This window comes from Amycolatopsis camponoti (assembly GCF_902497555.1).
Lineage (GTDB): Bacteria > Actinomycetota > Actinomycetes > Mycobacteriales > Pseudonocardiaceae > Amycolatopsis > Amycolatopsis camponoti.
In genome coordinates this window covers 2,604,696-2,621,959 of the sequence record NZ_CABVGP010000001.1, presented here as the reverse complement: position 1 = coordinate 2,621,959, position 17,264 = coordinate 2,604,696, and the positions used below count along the sequence as shown (strand labels likewise).

General features: G+C 72.0%; 17 protein-coding genes and 1 pseudogene. 4 read left to right on the top strand and 14 right to left on the bottom strand.

Annotation, left to right across the window (positions count from 1 at the left end; translation table 11 throughout):
* Positions 1-2: 2 nt before the first annotated feature.
* The 5 genes from AA23TX_RS12515 to AA23TX_RS12495 are packed head-to-tail and all read right to left on the bottom strand — an operon-like array spanning position 3 to position 4,945.
* On the bottom strand, positions 3-1,241 hold the full coding sequence (locus AA23TX_RS12515) for a CaiB/BaiF CoA transferase family protein (protein ID WP_155542696.1): 1,239 nt from the start codon (positions 1,239-1,241) through the stop codon (positions 3-5).
* Positions 1,238-2,377 (bottom strand): CapA family protein, encoded by a 1,140-nt coding sequence (locus tag AA23TX_RS12510; protein WP_155542695.1) that lies wholly within the window; start codon positions 2,375-2,377, stop codon positions 1,238-1,240. Before AA23TX_RS12510 ends, AA23TX_RS12515 begins: the two co-directional genes overlap by 4 nt.
* A complete protein-coding gene (locus AA23TX_RS12505) occupies positions 2,374-3,159 on the bottom strand; it encodes an amino acid ABC transporter ATP-binding protein (RefSeq protein ID WP_155542694.1) in 786 nt (261 codons plus the stop codon). Before AA23TX_RS12505 ends, AA23TX_RS12510 begins: the two co-directional genes overlap by 4 nt.
* Complete coding sequence (locus tag AA23TX_RS12500) at positions 3,156-4,031, bottom strand: amino acid ABC transporter permease (protein WP_155542693.1); 876 nt, start codon at positions 4,029-4,031, stop codon at positions 3,156-3,158. The genes AA23TX_RS12505 and AA23TX_RS12500 overlap by 4 nt, the downstream gene beginning before the upstream one ends.
* Complete coding sequence (locus AA23TX_RS12495; protein WP_155542692.1) at positions 4,028-4,945, bottom strand: transporter substrate-binding domain-containing protein; 918 nt, start codon at positions 4,943-4,945, stop codon at positions 4,028-4,030. Before AA23TX_RS12495 ends, AA23TX_RS12500 begins: the two co-directional genes overlap by 4 nt.
* A gap of 145 nt (positions 4,946-5,090) precedes the next feature.
* On the opposite strand from AA23TX_RS12495, the gene AA23TX_RS12490 reads away from it, so the two are divergent.
* Both AA23TX_RS12490 and AA23TX_RS12485 read left to right on the top strand, forming a co-directional pair.
* Positions 5,091-6,137, top strand: coding sequence for a PaaX family transcriptional regulator (locus AA23TX_RS12490; RefSeq protein WP_439328755.1), 1,047 nt, complete (start codon positions 5,091-5,093; stop codon positions 6,135-6,137).
* Positions 6,138-6,330: 193 nt separating this feature from the next.
* A complete protein-coding gene (locus tag AA23TX_RS12485) occupies positions 6,331-7,713 on the top strand; it encodes a glycoside hydrolase family 10 protein (RefSeq protein ID WP_155542691.1) in 1,383 nt (460 codons plus the stop codon).
* Positions 7,714-7,771: 58 nt separating this feature from the next.
* Here AA23TX_RS12485 and AA23TX_RS12480 read toward each other — a convergent pair whose 3' ends face one another.
* The 6 genes from AA23TX_RS12480 to AA23TX_RS12455 form a co-directional block, all read right to left on the bottom strand.
* Positions 7,772-8,956 (bottom strand): serine/threonine-protein kinase, encoded by a 1,185-nt coding sequence (locus AA23TX_RS12480; RefSeq protein ID WP_230862450.1) that lies wholly within the window; start codon positions 8,954-8,956, stop codon positions 7,772-7,774.
* A 90-nt stretch (positions 8,957-9,046) separates the two neighbouring features.
* Positions 9,047-9,565 (bottom strand): RDD family protein, encoded by a 519-nt coding sequence (locus AA23TX_RS12475; protein WP_155542690.1) that lies wholly within the window; start codon positions 9,563-9,565, stop codon positions 9,047-9,049.
* 49 nt (positions 9,566-9,614) lie between these two features.
* Positions 9,615-10,265, bottom strand: coding sequence for a response regulator (locus tag AA23TX_RS12470; protein ID WP_155542689.1), 651 nt, complete (start codon positions 10,263-10,265; stop codon positions 9,615-9,617).
* Complete coding sequence (locus AA23TX_RS12465) at positions 10,265-11,455, bottom strand: sensor histidine kinase (protein WP_230862449.1); 1,191 nt, start codon at positions 11,453-11,455, stop codon at positions 10,265-10,267. Before AA23TX_RS12465 ends, AA23TX_RS12470 begins: the two co-directional genes overlap by 1 nt.
* 25 nt (positions 11,456-11,480) lie before the next feature.
* Complete coding sequence (locus AA23TX_RS12460; protein WP_155542688.1) at positions 11,481-11,927, bottom strand: hypothetical protein; 447 nt, start codon at positions 11,925-11,927, stop codon at positions 11,481-11,483.
* Positions 11,928-12,012: 85 nt separating this feature from the next.
* Entirely contained in the window at positions 12,013-12,315 is a 303-nt protein-coding gene (locus AA23TX_RS12455; protein ID WP_230862448.1) for a hypothetical protein, read from the bottom strand.
* 49 nt (positions 12,316-12,364) lie between these two features.
* Between AA23TX_RS12455 and AA23TX_RS51010 the strand changes: the two are divergent.
* Positions 12,365-12,735 (top strand): annotated as a pseudogene (locus AA23TX_RS51010) (zinc-binding dehydrogenase); the annotation flags it as partial.
* A gap of 5 nt (positions 12,736-12,740) precedes the next feature.
* Here AA23TX_RS51010 and AA23TX_RS12445 read toward each other — a convergent pair.
* Positions 12,741-13,622: an NmrA family NAD(P)-binding protein gene (locus AA23TX_RS12445; protein ID WP_155542687.1), complete on the bottom strand. Its 882-nt coding sequence runs from the start codon at positions 13,620-13,622 to the stop codon at positions 12,741-12,743.
* 69 nt (positions 13,623-13,691) lie between these two features.
* On the opposite strand from AA23TX_RS12445, the gene AA23TX_RS12440 reads away from it, so the two are divergent.
* Positions 13,692-14,315, top strand: a complete 624-nt coding sequence (locus tag AA23TX_RS12440) for a TetR/AcrR family transcriptional regulator (protein WP_155542686.1) — start codon at positions 13,692-13,694, stop codon at positions 14,313-14,315.
* A gap of 39 nt (positions 14,316-14,354) precedes the next feature.
* On the opposite strand, the gene AA23TX_RS12435 is transcribed toward AA23TX_RS12440, so the two are convergent.
* Positions 14,355-15,773 carry an endo-1,4-beta-xylanase gene (locus AA23TX_RS12435; RefSeq protein ID WP_196425295.1) on the bottom strand — a complete coding sequence of 473 codons (1,419 nt, stop codon included), beginning with the start codon at positions 15,771-15,773 and terminating at the stop codon, positions 14,355-14,357.
* 30 nt (positions 15,774-15,803) lie between these two features.
* Positions 15,804-17,252 (bottom strand): arabinofuranosidase catalytic domain-containing protein, encoded by a 1,449-nt coding sequence (locus tag AA23TX_RS12430; RefSeq protein ID WP_155542685.1) that lies wholly within the window; start codon positions 17,250-17,252, stop codon positions 15,804-15,806.
* Positions 17,253-17,264: the final 12 nt, after the last annotated feature.

Here is a 17,264-nt window from a genome sequence, read left to right as displayed (position 1 = left end):
GCTCAAATCACGGCCTCCGCGACCAGATCCGCGACCTGCTGTTCGGTGTAGCCGAGCAGCTCGCGGTAGACGTGCTCGTTGTGCTCGCCCAGCCCGGGTGCGGGCCGGTCGAGGGCGACGCGGGCGCCGGAGAACCGGATCGGCACCCCGGTACCCGCCAGGTCGGCCACCGCGCCGTGCCGCGGGTGCGTCAGCGGCACGACCTCCTCGCGGGCCAGGACCAGCGGATCCCGGACCGCTTCCCGCGGCTCGCGCACCTCGGCCGCGGGCACGCCTTCGGCGGTGAACGCGGCGAGGATCTCGGCCAGCGGCCGCACCCGGCACCACTCGCGGATGAGCTCGTGCAACTCGTCGGCGGCGCGGACGCGCTGGTCCCGCGTCCGGTAGCGGTCGTCGTCGGCCAGGTCCGGCCGCCCGATCGCGCGGAGCACCCCGTGGGCGAACGCGTCCGTCGGCGCGCAGAGGGCGAGGTAGCCGTCCAGAGCGGGCAGGATGCCGAACGGCGCCAGCCGCGGCACCATCGACCCGGTGCGCTGCGGCAGGCCGACCGCCTCGAAGGCGTCGAACGGCTCGCACGCGACCAGCGAGGTCAGCGCGCCGAGCATCGACACGTCGACGTGCTGGCCCTCGCCGGTGTGTTCGGCTTGCAGCAGCGCGGAAACGGTGCCGACCACCGCGAACAGCGGCGCCAGCAGGTCGCCGATCGGCAGGCCGAAGCGGACCGGGCCCTCGTCGGGCTCGCCGGCGGTCATCATGACGCCGCTCAGCGCCTGGATGATCGAGTCCATCGCCTTGCCGGAGCCCGGGCCGCCCTGCGCGCCGAACCCGCTGATCGAGGTGTAGACGAGCCGGGGGTTGATCTCCCGGACCCGCTCGTAGGAGATGCCGAGCCGGTCGGTGACGCCCGGGCTGTAGTTCTCGACCAGGATGTCGGCGTCGCGGACGAGGTCGGTGAACACCGCGCGGGACCGGGGGTTCTTCAGGTCGAGCGTGACGCTGAGCTTGTTGCGGCCGCGCAGCAGCATCGACACCGACAGGTCGTCGTCGTACCGCCGCGCCAGGTTGAGCCCGTCGCGACCGACGTAGGGCGCGTTGTTGCGGGAGGAATCCCCGCCCGTGGCCGGGTTTTCGACCTTGATCACCGTGGCGCCGAGCCCGGCGAGCAGCAGCGTCGCGTACGGTCCGGCGAGCGCGGTGGTCAGGTCGACGACGGTGCGGCCGGCCAGTGGCTGGTCGGTCATGCGGAAACCCCTTCGGAGAGAGCGACGAGCACTTCGGTGCCGCGGGTGGTGAACCGGCCGTTCAGCCGGGCGCCGCGGGTGATGTCCTCGACGTACTTCGCCACGGCCTCGCCCTGCGGCGTGCCCCCGACCGGCACGGGACGGCCGCGGTCGTCGATCCAGCACGGGACGAAACCGGCTTCGCGGATCCCGCTCTCGTCGAAGCGGCAGAAGGCGATGACCGTGTTGCGGCTTTCCGGGTGGAACGGGAAGAACGGCATGTCCGGGTCGGGAGCGAAGCCGTAGAGCTTCGTCCGCCGCTCGGCCCACGCGCGCAGCTCGTCCGCGCCGGCCCCGGCTCCCGGCGTCAGGGCGTGGGTGACGGTGGCGAAGTTGCCGAGGCCGTGGAAGATCGGCCGTCCTCTGTGGACCTCGATGCCGCGCATGATGTGCGGGTGGTGGGAGAACACGGCGTCGGCACCGGCGTCGACCGCCGCGCGGGCGACCGGGCTTTCGTACATCGCGACGGTGACCGGCGTGTGCCCGACGCCCTTGTGCAGCGCCACGAGCACGACGTCGGCCTCGGCCCGCAGGCGGCGCACGTCCTCGGCCATCGCCTCCAGGCTGTCCGGGTCGGCGAAGGTGTAGATCTTCGGCGGTCCGCCCGGGCTGGCGTGGTCCAGTTCGTAGTGCGTGAGGACGTGGACGTACGCGCAGCCGGGCTTGCGCGAGGTCGCCCACGAGTCACGCGGGCCGACGCAGTTGTAGGACAGCACGCCGATGCGCAGCCCGCCGCGTTCCACGATCGCCGGGCGCCGGGCTTCGGCCAGGTTCGTCCCGGCGCCCGCGGTCACCATGCCCGCCGCGCGGGAGTAGGCGATCGTGTCGGCCAGCCCCCCGGCACCGGCGTCGAGGACGTGGTTGCCCGCCAGGGTGACCACCTCGAAACCGGCCTCGGCCACCGCTTTCAGCGCCGCGGGATCCGCGGGCGGCGCCGGGACGTCGGTGCTCTGCTGGACCGCAGTGGTCGAGTGCGGCACCTCGACGTGCCCGATCGCCAGGTCCATCCCGCGCAGCACCGGCGCGGCCGGGGCGAGGAAGGACTCCGGGTCCGGCTCGTCCAGGATGAGGTCGCCGACGGCGCCGACAGTGATCACGAAACACCCTCCTTTTCGGACAGATGACGGGACAGGAAGGCACGCAGCCGGTCGGTGCGCGGCCGGGCGAAGAACTCGCCGGGCGGACCCTCCTCGACGATCCGGCCCGCTTCCATGAACACGCACCGGTCGGCCACCTCGCGCGCGAAGGCCATCTCGTGGGTGACCACGACCATCGTGGTCCCCGCCGCGGCGAGGCTCCGGAGCACGGCCAGGACTTCGTCGACCAGCTCCGGGTCGAGGGCGCTGGTCGGCTCGTCGAACAGCATGATCCGCGGCCGGACCAGGACGGCCCGGGCGATGGCGACCCGCTGCTGCTGCCCGCCCGAGAGCTGGCGCGGGTAGTGGTCCTCGCGCCCGGCCAGGCCGATGCGCTCCAGCAGTTCCCGGGCCTCCCGCTCCACAGTGGACCGGTCACGCCCGTGGACGCGGACCGCCGCGTCGGTCACGTTGCGCAGCACCGTGAACTGCGGGAACAGGTTGAACTGCTGGAAGACCATGCTCATCCGGCGGCGCTGGGCGGCGATCCGCCGCTCGGTCAGCGGACGCAGGCCGGCCGGGGAGCGCCGGTGGCCCAGCAGCTCGCCGTCGAGGTACATCGCGCCGCCGTCGATGGGCTCCAGCTGGTGGGCGCAGCGCACGAGCGTCGACTTGCCGGAGCCCGACGGCCCGACCACCACGACCGCCTCTCCCTCGTGGACGTCGAGGCTGACGCCGTCGAGCGCGGTCACCGTGCCGAACCGCTTGCGGACGTCGCCGATCCGCAGCACCGGCGCGCTCATCGCGCACTCCGGTGCCCGCGGGAGAACCGGCGTTCCAGCCGGCGTTGCCCGGCCGTCAGGACGGTGACCACGACCAGGTACCAGAAGCAGGCGACCAGCAGCATCGGCACGATCTCGTAGGTGCGGTTGTAGATGACCTGCACCGAGTGCAGCAGGTCCGACATCGCGATGACCGACACCAGCGCGGTGCCCTTGAGCACGTTGATGAACTGGCTGCCCGCGGGCGGGATGATCACGCGCATCGCCTGCGGCAGCACGATCCGCAGCAGCGTCTGGCCCGGCGGGTAGCCCATCGCGCGGGCCGCGTCGCGCTGTCCGGGGTCGACCGACGTCACCCCGGCGCGGAAGATCTCCGCCAGGTACGCCGATTCGACCAGCGACAGGCCGATCACCGCGGCCGTCAGCGGCGTGATGACGCTGTTGGCGTCCCAGCTGCCGAAGACCGGGCCGAACGGGATGCCGAGCGAGAGCCGGGGCAGCAGGTAGGCGAGGTTGAACCAGAAGATCAGCTGCACCAGCGGCGGGATGCCGCGGAACAGGCCCACCCACAGGGTCGCCACCCACCGGGCGGGCCCGAACCCGCTCAGCTGCATCGCCGCGACCACCCCGCCGGCCAGCGAACCGAGCACCATCGCGGCGACCGCGAGCAGCACCGTGGTGCCGAGGCCGGCCAGGACGCTCTTTTCGAAGAGGTACTTCGCGACGACGTCCCACTGGAACCGGGGGTTGCCGACCAGGAAGACGACCAGCTGGGCCAGCACCACGGCCAGCACGAGCACGAACAGCCAGCGCAGCGGGCGGAAGCGGCCGCGGGCGGCGGCGACGTCGTCACCGGCCGCCGACGTCTTTTCCACAGTGGACACCGCGGTCATTTCGCGGAGGCCACGTCGAACAGCGGCTGCGGGACCGTCACGTCCTCGAGGCCCCAGTGCTGCATGATCCGCGGGTAGGTACCGTTGCGGAACAGCTCCTCGAAGGCCTTCTGCAGCACCGGGCCCAGCTTGCCGGACTTCGGCGTGTAGAGCGCGAGGTTGTCCTTCGTGGCGCCCTGCTCCTCGGTCTGGGTCACGTACTGGTACTGCCCCTTCTGCTGGGTGGTCACGTCGATCGCGGCCGCCTGGGTCATCCCGGAGGCCTCGGCGCGGCCGGACTTCGCGGCCAGCAGGGTGGCGTTCGTGTCGTCGAGCCCGACCACCTGCACCGCCGCCTTCCGCGAGCGTTCGCAGAAGGCGGACAGCTTGGCGAGCTGGTCCTCCACGACGCTGGCCGTGACCACCGCGACGCGCTTGCCGCACAGGTCGGCGGCCTGCTTGACGCCCGCGGCGGAGCCCTCGGGGATCACGTAGGAGGTGCGGGTGGTCATCCACGTGACGGTGTCGAACTGCTTCTCGCGTTCGGCGGTGGCCTTGACGGGTCCGTTGAAGGCTTCGTAACGGCCGCTCAGCATGCCCTGCAGCGCGGCCGGGAGCCCGCTGACGATGGTGGTTTCCGTGCGCACGCCCAGGAGCTGGCCGAGCGCTTCCTGGAAGTCGTGGTCGATGCCGGTGACCGTCTTGCCGTCCGGGCCGACGGTCCGGTACGGCGGGTGGGAGTCCCCGGCGAACCGGAGGACGCCCGAGTCCTTGACCGCCTGCGGCAGCTGGTCGTGCAGCGCCTGGTCGGTGGTCAGCGCGGCGGCCGTGGGCGCCGGGGCCGCACCGTCGTCGACCGTGCAGCCGGCCAGGACGAGCCCGGCGGCGACCACGGCGAGCGAGCTTCGACGCCATTGACGAAGAGAGGAACCCATGTCGTTTTCTTCCTGGGGAAGGCCGTCCTGGCCGGGCGGCGAGGGAACCTGAAGAATCAATTGGTTGCTATCTGGGCGCCGATCGTCGCATGATGTGTCGCGTGATTCAACCCCTCGATGCGACCGGGCGGAGCGCACTGCCACCATGGACACCCGCGGTGGGCAGCTCCGGCCGACCGCCGAGCCGAACCCCGGAAGAGGCAGGCGCGCGATGACGACCGGCCCGCTGCCCCGCGCTCAGCAGGGAGCCGAACCGCAGCTGCTCCTGACTTCCCTGCTCGGCGACTTCTGGTACTGGCGCGACGAGCACATCCCGTCGGCCGCGCTGGTGGAGCTGCTCGGCGAGTTCGACATCAGCCCGGCGAGCGCGCGGGCGGCGATCCGCCGGCTCGCCGCCCGCGGCCTGCTCACCGTGTCCCGCAGCGGGCGGACGACGGCGTACGGCATCCCGGCCCGCACGTCCGAGGTCATCATCGAGCGCACGCACCGGATGCTGACCTTCGGCACGACCGCACCCGACTGGGACGGGCAGTGGACCGTGGTCACCTTCTCGGTGCCGGAACAGGACCGCGGCCTGCGCACCGCGCTGCGGTCACGGCTGCGGGTCCTGCGGTTCGCCGCGCTCTACGACGGGGTGTGGGTCAGCCCGCACGACCTGACCGGACCGGCGCTGACCGCACTGGACGAGCTCGGTCTCCGCAGCGCGACGGTCTTCCGCGCCACCGAGGCCCCGGGGCCGGCCGCGGCGGTCGCGGCGTTCGACCTCGAGCCCCTCGCCCGGGAGTACGAGCAGTTCGTCGAGCAGTACGAGCAGGTGCTCACCGGCCTGGACGCCGGCCTGATCAGCCCGGCGCAGGCCTTCCGCACGCGCACCGAGCTGCGCGTCGACTGGCGCCGGTTCCCGGAGTCCGACCCCGACCTGCCCGCCGAACTGCTGCCCGCCGACTGGGCACGCGACCGGGCCCAGAAGGTCTTCCTGCAGATCTACGACCGCCTCGGCCCGCTCGCGGAGCTCCGGTTCCGGCAGGTGCTGGCGGCCACGGACCCCGCGCTCGCCGAATTCGCCTCCCACCACGACTCGGTGAAGGTGGCGGCGTTGTTCGCCGGACTGGGCGATCGTCACCCGGCGGGCGACACGCCGTTCGAGCAGGCCGCCCAGGCCCGGCGCCTGGACGACGCGCGACGCCGGTAAGCGCGGCACTTCCCGGTTCGTTCGCCTGAGCACCTGCCCCGGTCCGGGGACCGAAAGTCGATCGAAACTCTTTGCGGGCCGGCGATCCACCGTGTTCTTCTGCTGGCGGTAAGTAACTACGTCGACTCGTCCAGGTCACCGGCGACCCGCGGTGGGCAGTTCCTGGGCGCGCATGCCGGTAAGGAGACCACCGATGGCAGGAAGTTCGCCGGGCCCGCGCAGATGGTGGCGGTCACCCGCCACCCGGGCACTGGCCGGAGTGGCCACCGTCGCCGCGACCGCCGCTGTCCTGGTGACAGCCCCCGGCGCCGACGCGGCGGCCAGCACCCTGGGGGCGGCCGCCGCCCAGTCCGGCCGCTACTTCGGCACCGCGATCGCCGCGAGCAAGCTCGGCAACTCGGCCTACACCACGATCGCCGCGCGTGAGTTCAACATGGTCACGCCCGAGAACGAGATGAAGCCCGACGCGACCGAGCCCAACCAGAACCAGTTCAACTTCTCCTCCGGCGACCAGATCTACAACTGGGCGGTCGGCCACGGCGCCAAGGTCCGCGGCCACACCCTCGCCTGGCACGCCCAGCAACCGGGCTGGATGCAGAGCATGGGCGGCAGCTCGCTGCGCAACGCGATGATCAACCACATCCAGAAGGTGATGGCCCACTACCAAGGCAAGCTCGCCTACTGGGACGTCGTCAACGAAGCCTTCAACGAAGACGGCAGCCGCCGCTCGTCGAACCTGCAGAGCACCGGCAACGACTGGATCGAGGTCGCGTTCAAGACCGCGCGCGCGGCCGACCCGTCGACCAAGCTCTGCTACAACGACTACAACATCGACAACTGGAACTACGGCAAGACCCAGGGCGTGTACAACATGGTGCGGGACTTCAAGTCCCGCGGCGTGCCGATCGACTGCGTCGGCCTGCAGGCCCACTTCACCGGCGGCAGCTCGGTGCCGAGCAACCTGCAGACCACGATCTCGAGTTTCGCGGCCCTCGGCGTCGACGTGGCGCTCACGGAGGTCGACGTCACGAACGCGTCGACCTCGCAGTACGCGGCGCTGACCCAGGCGTGCGTGAACGTCGCGCGCTGCGTCGGCATCACCGTGTGGGGCGTGCGGGACAGCGACTCCTGGCGCTCCGGCGAAAGCCCGCTCCTGTTCGACGGCAACGGGAACAAGAAAGCCGCCTACAACTCGGTGCTGAACGTCCTCAACTCCGGCGGCGGGACGACCACGACACCCACCACCACACCGACGAATCCGACGACGACACCGACGACTCCGACCACCACCCCGACCACCCCGGGCGGGGGCAGCTGCACCGCTTCGCTGTCGGCCGGGCAGTCCTGGAGCGACCGGTACAACCTGAACGTCTCGGTCAGCGGCGCCAGTTCGTGGACGGTCACGATGACCGTGCCGAGCCCCGCGCGGATCAGCGCCACCTGGAACATCAACGCGACGTGGCCCAGCAGCCAGGTCCTCGTCGCGACGCCCAACGGGAACGGCAACAACTGGGGCGTCACCATCCAGCACAACGGGAACTGGAACTGGCCCAGCGTCAGCTGCAGCACTTCCTAGGGTGCCCACGGGTGGCTCGTCCGCGCGAGCTGCGCCGGCGAACGAGCCACCCGTGCGGTCACGGTTTCCCGGGCGTCCCGCCCTTGCCCTTGGCCTTCCCGGCGTCCGGGTGACGACCGCCCTCCGGCTTCGCCGGGCCCTTGCCGGGCCCCGCACCGGCTTTCGGCGGTGCGGCGGCCACCACACCGTGGGACACAGGCCTCGCGGCCTGCGACGAGACCACCACGACGGCCGACGCCGTCACCTGGGACGGCAGGACGACGGAACTGGTGGGCGGTGCGGCCTCGGGCAACCGGGCCGGGGGGTTCCCGGGATCGGCCTGCCCGGTGAGCACCACCGCGGCCGCGGCGGCCGCCGCGGCCGCCAGGACACCGGCCGCGGCCACCACCCGCCGTCTGCGCGTGGGCGCCGCGGCGGCGAGCGGGACCTCGTCGAGAGTGGGGGAAGGGCCGCGCAGCAACTCCGGCAGCTGCGCGGCACTCGGCCGGTCCGCGGGTTCGCGGGCGGTCATCCGGGTCAGCGCGTGCGCGATCGGATCGGGCGTGCCGGCGGGCACGCACGGCGCCCGGTGCAGCCGAGCCATCGCCGATTCCGCCAGGGTGCCGGGGAACTCGCGCTGCGCGGTCAGGCACTCGATCAGGATCAGGCCGAGGGCGTAGATGTCGGCCGGCGGGCCGGCCGGCTCCCCCAGGATCTGCTCCGGCGCCAGGTACGCCGCCGTGCCGGTGACCAGGCCGGTACCGGTGATGTGCGTGGAATCCAGCGCGTGCGCGATGCCGAAGTCGGTGATCAGCGGACCGTCGGGACCGAGCAGGACGTTCGCGGGTTTCAGGTCGCGGTGCACGATGTGCCGGGCGTGGACGTGGGCGAGCGCGTCCGCCAGCCGGACCCCCAGCTCGCCGACCTCGTCCGCGGTGAACGGCCCGGCGGCCAGCCGCTCGGCGAGGTTCTCCCCGTCGACCAGCTGCATCACCAGGTACGGCCGGTCCCCTTCGGTGCCGCTGTCGAACAACGCGACGACCCGCGGGTGGTGGACGCTGGCCAGCAGCGTCTTCTCCCGCGCCCGGCGCAGCTCCTCCACGGCCATCGCTCGGCGGTCGTAGACCTTGATGGCGACCGCGCGCCCCAGCTCCCGGTCGAAGGCCCGGTAGACCAGGGCCGTGGCTCCGCTGCCGATCGGCGAACCGACCTCGTACCGCCCGGCGATCACGTCCGGCAGTTCGTTCGTCAGTTCGCTCGTCATCGGCAGGTACCCCATCCGGCTCGTGGTCCTACCCGGTACCCGGAACGCGGGGCGGGGTAAACACGAGTGGCCCGGAACACGGGACCGGCCTCAGCGCCGATCGCCCTCCGCGCGGACCACGAGAGTCCGCGCGACCAGGTCGCCGATCCGCTGGCGTCGCCGGGTCACGACCACGCTGACGACCGCCACCAGACCCAGCAGCAGGCCATCGATCGTGAGGAGCACCCAGCGGACCAGGTAGGCACGCCCGCTCGGCCGGCCGCCCCGCAGGGTCTCGACCCGCAAGCCCATCACGAGCATGCCCGGGGTGACCCCACCGCGCCGCACCGGAATCCAGATCTGGATCACGATGTCGGCGGCGTAGAAGACCGCGATGAACGTGATCGCGGGTGCCCAGAGGATCAGCTTCGGCGGCACCCAGCCCCACCGCAGCAAGGGAATGGTGACGAGCCCGGCCGCAAGCGCGGCGAAAACCCCCACCCCGACGGCGAGAGCCTGGTCCAGCACCGCCTGGACCACCCGGCGACCCGCCATCCCCAGCCGCTCCGGCACCTCGGCCGTTCGTCGGGGGCCGGCCGGTTCCGGGGCCGGATCAGGCGGGGCGGTCATCGCGCTGACTCCACACCCGGCGAGTTTCGCACACCGGTCGAGGACGGGCTCACCCGAGCAAACCACGCTGCCACGCCCACACCGCGATCTCCGTGCGGTTCCGGAGTTCGAGCTTGCGCTGCACGCCGGCCAGGTGCGTCTTGACCGTCGACAGCGAGACGCCCAGCTCGTCGGCGATCTCGGCGTTGGTGCGGCCCCGGGCGACCGCGAGCACGACGTCGGATTCCCGGTCGGTCAGCAGGGCCGGCGTTCCCTGCGCGCGCCACCGGGCTTTCTCGGTGAACCGGGCCAGCAAGCGCAAGGTCACCGACGGCGAGACCATCGCCTCACCGCCGGCCGCCGCGCGGACGGCGTCCACCAGCATCCGCGGGCCGGCGTCCTTGAGCAGGAACCCGCACGCGCCGCCGAGCAGGGCGGCGTAGACGTTCTCGTCGGCGTCGTACGTCGTCACGACCACGACCCGCAGCGGGTCCGCGACGGCCGGCCCGGCCAGCAGCTCGGTCGCCCGGAGACCGTCCACGCCCGGCATCCGGATGTCCATCAGGGTCACGTCCGGCCGCAGCTTCCGCGCCAGCCGGACCGCGGCCTCCCCGTCGGCGGCCTCGGCGATCACCTCGATGTCCGGTGCGGCGGTCAGCACCAGCCGGAAACCGGTGCGCACCATGGCTTGGTCGTCGGCGACGAGCACCCGGATGGTCATCAGATCCCCCGCGACAACGACTCGAAGGGCGCGTCCTCGGCGCCGAGCGGAAGACGGGCCGAGACCCGCCAGCACGAGCCGGCCTCGCGGCCCGCGGTCAGCTCGCCGCCCAGCATCGCGAGGCGCTCGGTCATGCCGATGATCCCGAACCCGCCCGGCGACGGCAGCGGATTCGCCGGGACACCGTTGTTGCGCACCTCGAGCACGAGATCGTCGACCTCGACGCGCGCGGAGACCGACACTTCGGTCGCCGCCGGCGCGTGCCTGCGGACGTTGGTCAGGGCTTCGGTCACGACGCGGTGGAGGGTCGTCGCCAGCTGCGCCGGCACGGGAAGCCGGTCCAGTTCCTCCGCGACGTCCACCCGGGCGGCGGAACCGGCGGCCGCGCGCACCGCGTCCCCGAGCGCGGCGCCCGACGGCGGGGGCACGTCTTCGGTGTCCCGCAGCATCCCGACGAGCTGCCGTGCGGCGGCCAGCGCGGCACCCCCGGCCTCTTCGATCTCGCGGTACACCGCGGCGTGGTCGCCGATGTCCGGATCCGCTTCGGTGATCGCGCGGGCCGCCTGCACCCGGACGACGATTCCGCTGACGTGGTGGGACACCAGGTCGTGCAGTTCCCGGGCCAGCTGCAGGCGTTCCTGGCCGCGCGCCCGCTCCAGCGCGTCCCGCTGCCGGGCGTCCGCCGCCCGCAGGAGGAGCCCGACCCCGAGGCACGCGCCCCAGTACGCCGCGGCGGCCACCGCCACCAGCGCCTCCGGCGCGCCGGAACCGTAGCGGAGCAACGGCGCGGCGATCATCACGACACCCAGCGCCGGCACCAGCGCGGCCGCGTGCTTCGGCTCGAGCCTGCGCCCGGCCGCGGCGGCGAGGATCCCGGCGGCCACGACCTCGGAGATCGGCGGCTCGCTCCGCGTGTGCCCGGCGAGCGGCACGATCGTGGCGACCACCGACAGCGCGACGACGACGCTTCCCAGCACGCCGATGTGGCGGGGGAAGCGCCGCCGCAGCACGGCCAGCACCGGGATCGCCGTACCCGTGGACGCCAGGATCCCGGCCAGCGGGGCCGCCCACCCGTGGTCCCCACCGGGCCCGCGCACGACCAGCACCGCATCGGCGACGACGGCCGCGGCCAGCACCGCGATCTCGGGGCCGAGCATGCTGTGCCGGGCGCGGTTCCCCGCTGTGCGCATGGGCGTCATGATCCACCGGCCGGGGTCACCCCGCGCGCCGGACCCCGGCGATGTAGCGGTTGGAGGGCGACGCGTAGCTCAGCACGGTCGCCACGACCGCCACCCCGCAGCTGACGTAACCCGCCCACGACGGCTCCGTCGCGACCAGTGAACCGGCCTGCAACAACGTGAAGATGGTGAGCGTGACGCGGGCCCAGTTGCGGCCCGCCTTGAGCTTGAACGACAGCCACAGGTAGACGAGTGCGATGACGGCGGCGATCGCGACCGGGATGGCCTGGGCCAGCAGGGTGAGCTTGTCCAGCTGTTCCGGTGACACGGTGGCGTTCGTGCGGCGCAGGGCGGCGGCTATTTCTTCGCGCGAGCCGAGGATGACCACGGCGCCGGCGATCGAGGAGACCGTGGACACCAGGAAGCCGAAGAACGCGGCGATGATCGTGCTGGGCGGGTTCTCCCGCACCGTTTCGGTAGTCATACCGGGAAATTAGGACCCCGCGCCGCCCGCCACCCGCTGAGTCGCGCTCGTCTCGTACTTTCGGCCGAGGTATCGACGCTTTCGATCAGCTCGGGCCGACGAGCTGACCGAGGATCCGGTCGAGGCCGAACCCGAACAGCTCGTCGTCCGGCCACCCGGCGTCGACGAACCCGGACGTGCTGAGGGTGGGGTAACGCCGGGCGGAGCCGAGGATGTGCGCGCGGACCTTGGCGATGGCGGCCGGGTCGTCCAGCCGGCGCCAGGTCGCGTCCGCCATCGACGCCCCGAGGACGAAGCCCGCGAGCGTCCGGGTGGCGGACGCGAGCTCCGGCCCCGCGAGGCCGGACCGGACGAGCATCGCCTGGATGAATTCGGTGCGCGCCAGCACATGGGGCCCGAGCAGCGGGCGGCCGAGCAGAGCGGGCGACCACGGGTGCGCGGAACCGGTGACCTACGGGGACGGCCTGGCCGACCGCCTCCGCGCGCTGGTTCCCGACGGCGTCGACGTCGCGCTCGACGTCGCCGGCAACGGAATCCTGCCCGAGCTGATCGGCCTCGCCGGCGGCGACGCGAAGACGTGATCACCCTCGCCGACTTCGCCGGCGCCGAGCGGCACGGCGTGCACTTCAGCAACGGATTCGCCGACGGCAACGCCTTCCACGCCCTGGCGACCATCGGCGAGCTGGTCGAAGCCGGCAAGTTCTGGCTGCCGGTCGAGCGGACTTTTCCCTTGGCCGACATCACCGAAGCCCACCACGCGAGCGAGACCGGCCACGTCCGCGGCCGGCTGGTCCTCATCGTCGGCTGAGGGGATCAGGTTCGGTCGGCCACCGCCGGCCCGACGGTTTCTTCGGCGAACTCGCGGAAGGTGGTGGGCGTGGTGTTCTCGGCGGTGCGCGGCGTGGTGTTGTTGATGCCGCGTTCGCCGGCGCGGTCCATGTCCATCATGGACCGGGCCATCGCGTCGGAGAACCCGCGTCCGGTGAGGAACTGCTCGATCGCGGCGCGTTCTCCGAGCTGGTACCGGACGGGCGTGCCGAGAACGTCGGCGAGGGTTTCGGCGATGTCGTGGTACGAGAGGTCCTCACCGCCGAGGGTCTCGACCGAGTCCTGCCCGGTCCAGGTGCGGTCGAGCAGGTACCCGGCGGCGAGCGCGGCGATGTCCTTGGTCGCGATCCACGGCATCCGGAAATCGGCGGGCAGGGTGCCCGGGACGACCCCGTTCCCGATCGCGGCCACCTGCCGCAGGATGTTGTCCATGAAGGTCGGCAGGGCCAGTGCGCGCACGTGCGCGCCGGTGCTGCGGAAGAGGTCCTCCATCGCGTGTGACGCCGACACGTGCCCGGCGTAGATCCGCGAGCCGCGCCCCAGCGCGGAAATGATCACCACGCGCGGTACCGCGTGGCGGACGACGGCATCGGCACCCGGAATGGAGGCGGTCACATACGCCTCGTAAGGACTGCTCGCGGTCGCGGCGGCCGGCATGAGCCAGAACAGCGCGTCGGCGCCGTCGAGAGCGTGGTCCAGGACGTCGCGATCGCGGTGCGACCCGACGACGACTTCGGCTCGCTCCCGGACGTCGCCGGGCAGCTTGGCGGGGTCCCGGACGACGAGGCGGACCGGCTCGCCCCGCCCGAGCAGCGTGGGGACGAGCTTGCCGCCGATCTGCCCGGTGGGAGCGGTGACGACGATCATGGATGATGACTCCGATCGCTGAGCAGCAGAAGTAAACTCGACTGTACCGTATACTTTGAGGTGGACGCCATGGCCCGACGCGGGGAAGCGCTGCGCGAGCACATCCTCGACACGGCGAAGCTCGCGTTCCTGGAGACCGGCTTCGACCGGACCTCCATGGACGCGATCGCGGCACGCGCGGAAACGTCGAAGCGGTCCCTGTACGCGCACTTCCCGACCAAGGACACGCTGTTCCTCGCGGTCGTCGAACGCATCCGCGCCCTGTTCGGCGACCGGATGGGCACACCGGCCGACTACGCCGGGCTACCGGAGGAGGCGATCGTGCGGTACTGCGGGCGCTTCGTTCAGCTGCTGGGCTGGTCCTCCGTCGGGAAGATGGTCCGCCTCGGCATCGGCGAGGCGGACCGGCTGCCGGACCTGGCGGCGGGACTGTTCGACGTCCTCTTCGGAGTCACGACCGGCAACCTCGCGGCCCACCTGGTGACGGCGTCGGGGCTCGCGGCCGGCGAAGCCGAGGCGGTGGCGAACGAGCTGATCGGCCTCGCCGTCCACCCGGCCCTGCCCCGGCTGCTGTTCGGCATCGATCCGCTCACCGAGGAGCTGCCGGACCGCACCCGGCTGGCGACCGACGTCGACCTCGACCGGATCCGCCGGCTCGTCCGCCTCCTCGTGCCACCGCCGCCCGAGCCGTGAACACGAAGCACGGCTCGGGCGGCGGCGAAGACGACGGTCCTAGGCCGCTGCGGCCCACTGCTGGTTGGATCCGCCGTTGCACGTCCAGATGATCACCTTGGTGCCGTTGGCCGTGGCTGCGCCCGTCACGTCCAGGCACAAGCCCGACTGGGCGTTCGTGATGGTGCCGCTGCCGGTGAACGTCCACTTCTGGCCGGTGCCGCCGGTGCAGCTCGCGATGACCGCCGCCGTGCCGGCCGCCGTGCCGCCGCTCGCGGTGTCCAGGCAGCGCTTGCCGTCACCGGAATAGACCGTCAGCTCCCCCGTGCTCGCGCGGGTCCACTGCTGGTTCGTCCCGGTGTGGCAGTCCCAGATCTGCAGCGCGGTACCGGCCGCCGTCGCCGAGCCCGGCACGTCCAGGCAGCGGTTCGACGCCACGGCGCGGACCGTGCCCCCGCCGCCGGGGTTCGGCGCACCGCCGTTCAGCACGTCGAGGACGGCGGTGTACGCCTGCTTCTTGCCGTAGTTGCCGTCGAACAGCAGCGGGGTGTCGCCCGAACGCCACGAGTACTTGTCCGTCACGCCCCACACCGTGATGCCGGTGCAGCGGGACACCGCCATGCACGCCTGGGCGACCTGCCGGTAGACGTTCGCCTGGCCGGAACCCGAGCCGCCGACGTCCAGCTCGGTGATCTGGACGTCGACACCCAGGTCGGCGAAGCGCTGCAGGTTCGCCTGGTAGCTGCCGAGGTTGGAGTTCGAGCCGAGGTGGCTCTGGAAGCCCACGCAGTCGATCGGCACGCCGCGGCTCTTGAAGTCACGGACCATGTTGTAGATGCCGGTGCTCTTCGCGTTGACGCCGTCGGTGTTGTAGTCGTTGTAGCAGAGCTTGGCGTTCGGGTCGGCCGTGCGCGCCGCGCGGAAGGCGTCCTCGATGTAGCCGTCGCCGAGCTTCTGCTGGAACACCGACTGCCGCCGGGTGCCGTTCTCCTCGAACGCCTCGTTGACGACGTCCCACGCGATGAGCTGGCCCTTCCAGTGGCCGGCCGCCTGGCTGATGTGGTTCAGCATCGCCGAGCGCAGGTTGTTCGCGTCCAGGCCGCTCACCCAGCCGGGCAGCTGCTGGTACCACACGAGCGTGTGCCCGCGGATCTTCATGCCCCGGCTGCGGCCCTGGCCGGCGATCTGGTCGCCGGGCCCGAAGTTGAACTGGTTGCGGTTCGGCTCGACCGTGTCCCACTTCATCTCGTTCTCCGGCGTGACGCCGTTGAACTCCGCCGCCCACGTGTTCACGTAGGCGCTCTCGCCGAGGTGGCTCGTCGAGATCGCGGCACCGAAGTACCGCCCGCTCTGCGCCGCCGCGGCGCCGAGGGTGCTCGCCGCCCCGGCGACGCCGGGCGACAGCACCAAGGCGGTCGCCGAGAGGCAGGCCGCCGCCAGGACGGTGACGGCGGTCCGGGTGCGTGAACTGATGGTCATGACAACTCTCGTTTCGTCTCGGGTCGGGGATCAGCCCAACGCCCACTGCTGGTTGCCGCCGCCGTTGCAGGTCCACAGCTCGACCGGCGTGCCGTCGGCGGTGGCGGCGCCGGTCACGTCGAGGCACAGTCCTGATTGGACACCGGTGACCGTGCCGTTGGAGTTGACGGTCCACTGCTGGTTGCCCTGGCCGTTGCAGGGCCACGTCACCACCTTCGTGCCCGCGCTCGTGCCCTGGCCGGAGGCGTCCAGGCACAGCGTGGCCCCGCCGAGCGTGGCCGTCAGCCTGCCGTCCGACGTGCGCGTCCAGGTCTGGTTCGCCTGGCCGGTGCAGCCGGCGATCTGCGCCTGCGTGCCCTGCGTCGAGTTCGGGGCGGACAGGCACTTGCCCGCGCCGACCGCGCGCACCGGCCCGGTGCCGGTGGTGCTGCCGCCGGTGCCGTACCCGGCCGCGACGACGTTGGCCTGCACGGCGTTCTCGGTGGCGTCCGACGGGTAGCCGGACGTCATGACGCCCTCGTAGAACGTGCCGGCGGAGCCGATGCTGTTGTCGCCGCCGGTGCCGAGGATGATGGCGCCTTCCTTGCGCATCGGGTTGTAGCCGGACACGTTGGGGCGCACGCCGTCGTAGAACGTCGACACGCCACCGGACTGCGCGTTGCCGCCGCGGATGGCCCACCGGTTCGGGCCGCCCTTGACGATGGCCGTCAGGTACCGGTGGCTGATGCTCGGGTCGTTGGCGTTGTAACGCTGGTTGACGCCGGAGAAGAGGCCGTTCTCGAGGTCCGCCATGATCCACGGGCCGTTCCCGGCACCGTAGCCCCAGACCTTGATGTTGCCGAAGTAGATGGCTTCCATCGTGCCGTTGCCGTTGTCCCGGCTGTTGCGCTCGGCGTTGCCGTAGTCGAAGCAGCAGCCGCCGTTGTAGTGCGTGCCGTCGAAGATGGCGTACATGCCCTCCGGCTGGTCCCCGGTGGCGGTGCCGGTGGCGTTGTTGTTGCGGTAGCCGGTGCCGGGCGCCACGAACACGCCGTACGCCTTCTGACCGCCGACCGTGGTCGGGGCGGCGGTCGCGTTGGCCAGGTTGTCGTACCCGCCCGCGGCCGGGCCGGAGAAGCCGCCCGGCGGGGCCTGGGTGAGGTGGTTGCCGCGGCCGGACTGGTCGTAGATCACGGTGATCAGGCACGTCGTCCCGGCGCAGAAGGAATCCTGGGCCGCGGCGTTCGCGACCCCGCCGGCGCTCAGGACGCCGATGTCCCGCGTCGTGTTGTCCGAAGCGCGCCGCACCTGGTAGAGCGAGCCGTTGTACGCGCCGTACAACGCCCGCGTGGTCGCGTGCGCGGCCACGCACGGCGTGCCGCCGGCCGCGTAGAGGTCGCACGGTCCCTGGCCGGCGGCCTGCGACGGCGTGGCCGTGCCGGCCACCGCGCCCGCGGCGATCACCACGGCCGGCCACCACTTTCTCCAGCGTGCACTCATCGGTGAACTCCT

Bases quoted from the DNA above. Each gene is read 5' to 3' on its own strand.
- AA23TX_RS12515 (WP_155542696.1), bottom strand. From the start codon at position 1,241: ATGACCGACCAGCCACTGGCCGGCCGCACCGTCGTCGACCTGACCACC.
- AA23TX_RS12505 (WP_155542694.1), bottom strand. From the start codon at position 3,159: ATGAGCGCGCCGGTGCTGCGGATCGGCGACGTCCGCAAGCGGTTCGGC.
- AA23TX_RS12500 (WP_155542693.1), bottom strand. From the start codon at position 4,031: ATGACCGCGGTGTCCACTGTGGAAAAGACGTCGGCGGCCGGTGACGAC.
- AA23TX_RS12495 (WP_155542692.1), bottom strand. From the start codon at position 4,945: ATGGGTTCCTCTCTTCGTCAATGGCGTCGAAGCTCGCTCGCCGTGGTC.
- AA23TX_RS12490 (WP_439328755.1), top strand. From the start codon at position 5,091: ATGGACACCCGCGGTGGGCAGCTCCGGCCGACCGCCGAGCCGAACCCC.
- AA23TX_RS12485 (WP_155542691.1), top strand. From the start codon at position 6,331: ATGGCAGGAAGTTCGCCGGGCCCGCGCAGATGGTGGCGGTCACCCGCC.
- AA23TX_RS12480 (WP_230862450.1), bottom strand. From the start codon at position 8,956: ATGACGAGCGAACTGACGAACGAACTGCCGGACGTGATCGCCGGGCGG.
- AA23TX_RS12475 (WP_155542690.1), bottom strand. From the start codon at position 9,565: ATGACCGCCCCGCCTGATCCGGCCCCGGAACCGGCCGGCCCCCGACGA.
- AA23TX_RS12470 (WP_155542689.1), bottom strand. From the start codon at position 10,265: ATGACCATCCGGGTGCTCGTCGCCGACGACCAAGCCATGGTGCGCACC.
- AA23TX_RS12465 (WP_230862449.1), bottom strand. From the start codon at position 11,455: ATGCGCACAGCGGGGAACCGCGCCCGGCACAGCATGCTCGGCCCCGAG.
- AA23TX_RS12460 (WP_155542688.1), bottom strand. From the start codon at position 11,927: ATGACTACCGAAACGGTGCGGGAGAACCCGCCCAGCACGATCATCGCC.
- AA23TX_RS12445 (WP_155542687.1), bottom strand. From the start codon at position 13,622: ATGATCGTCGTCACCGCTCCCACCGGGCAGATCGGCGGCAAGCTCGTC.
- AA23TX_RS12440 (WP_155542686.1), top strand. From the start codon at position 13,692: ATGGCCCGACGCGGGGAAGCGCTGCGCGAGCACATCCTCGACACGGCG.
- AA23TX_RS12435 (WP_196425295.1), bottom strand. From the start codon at position 15,773: ATGACCATCAGTTCACGCACCCGGACCGCCGTCACCGTCCTGGCGGCG.
- AA23TX_RS12430 (WP_155542685.1), bottom strand. From the start codon at position 17,252: ATGAGTGCACGCTGGAGAAAGTGGTGGCCGGCCGTGGTGATCGCCGCG.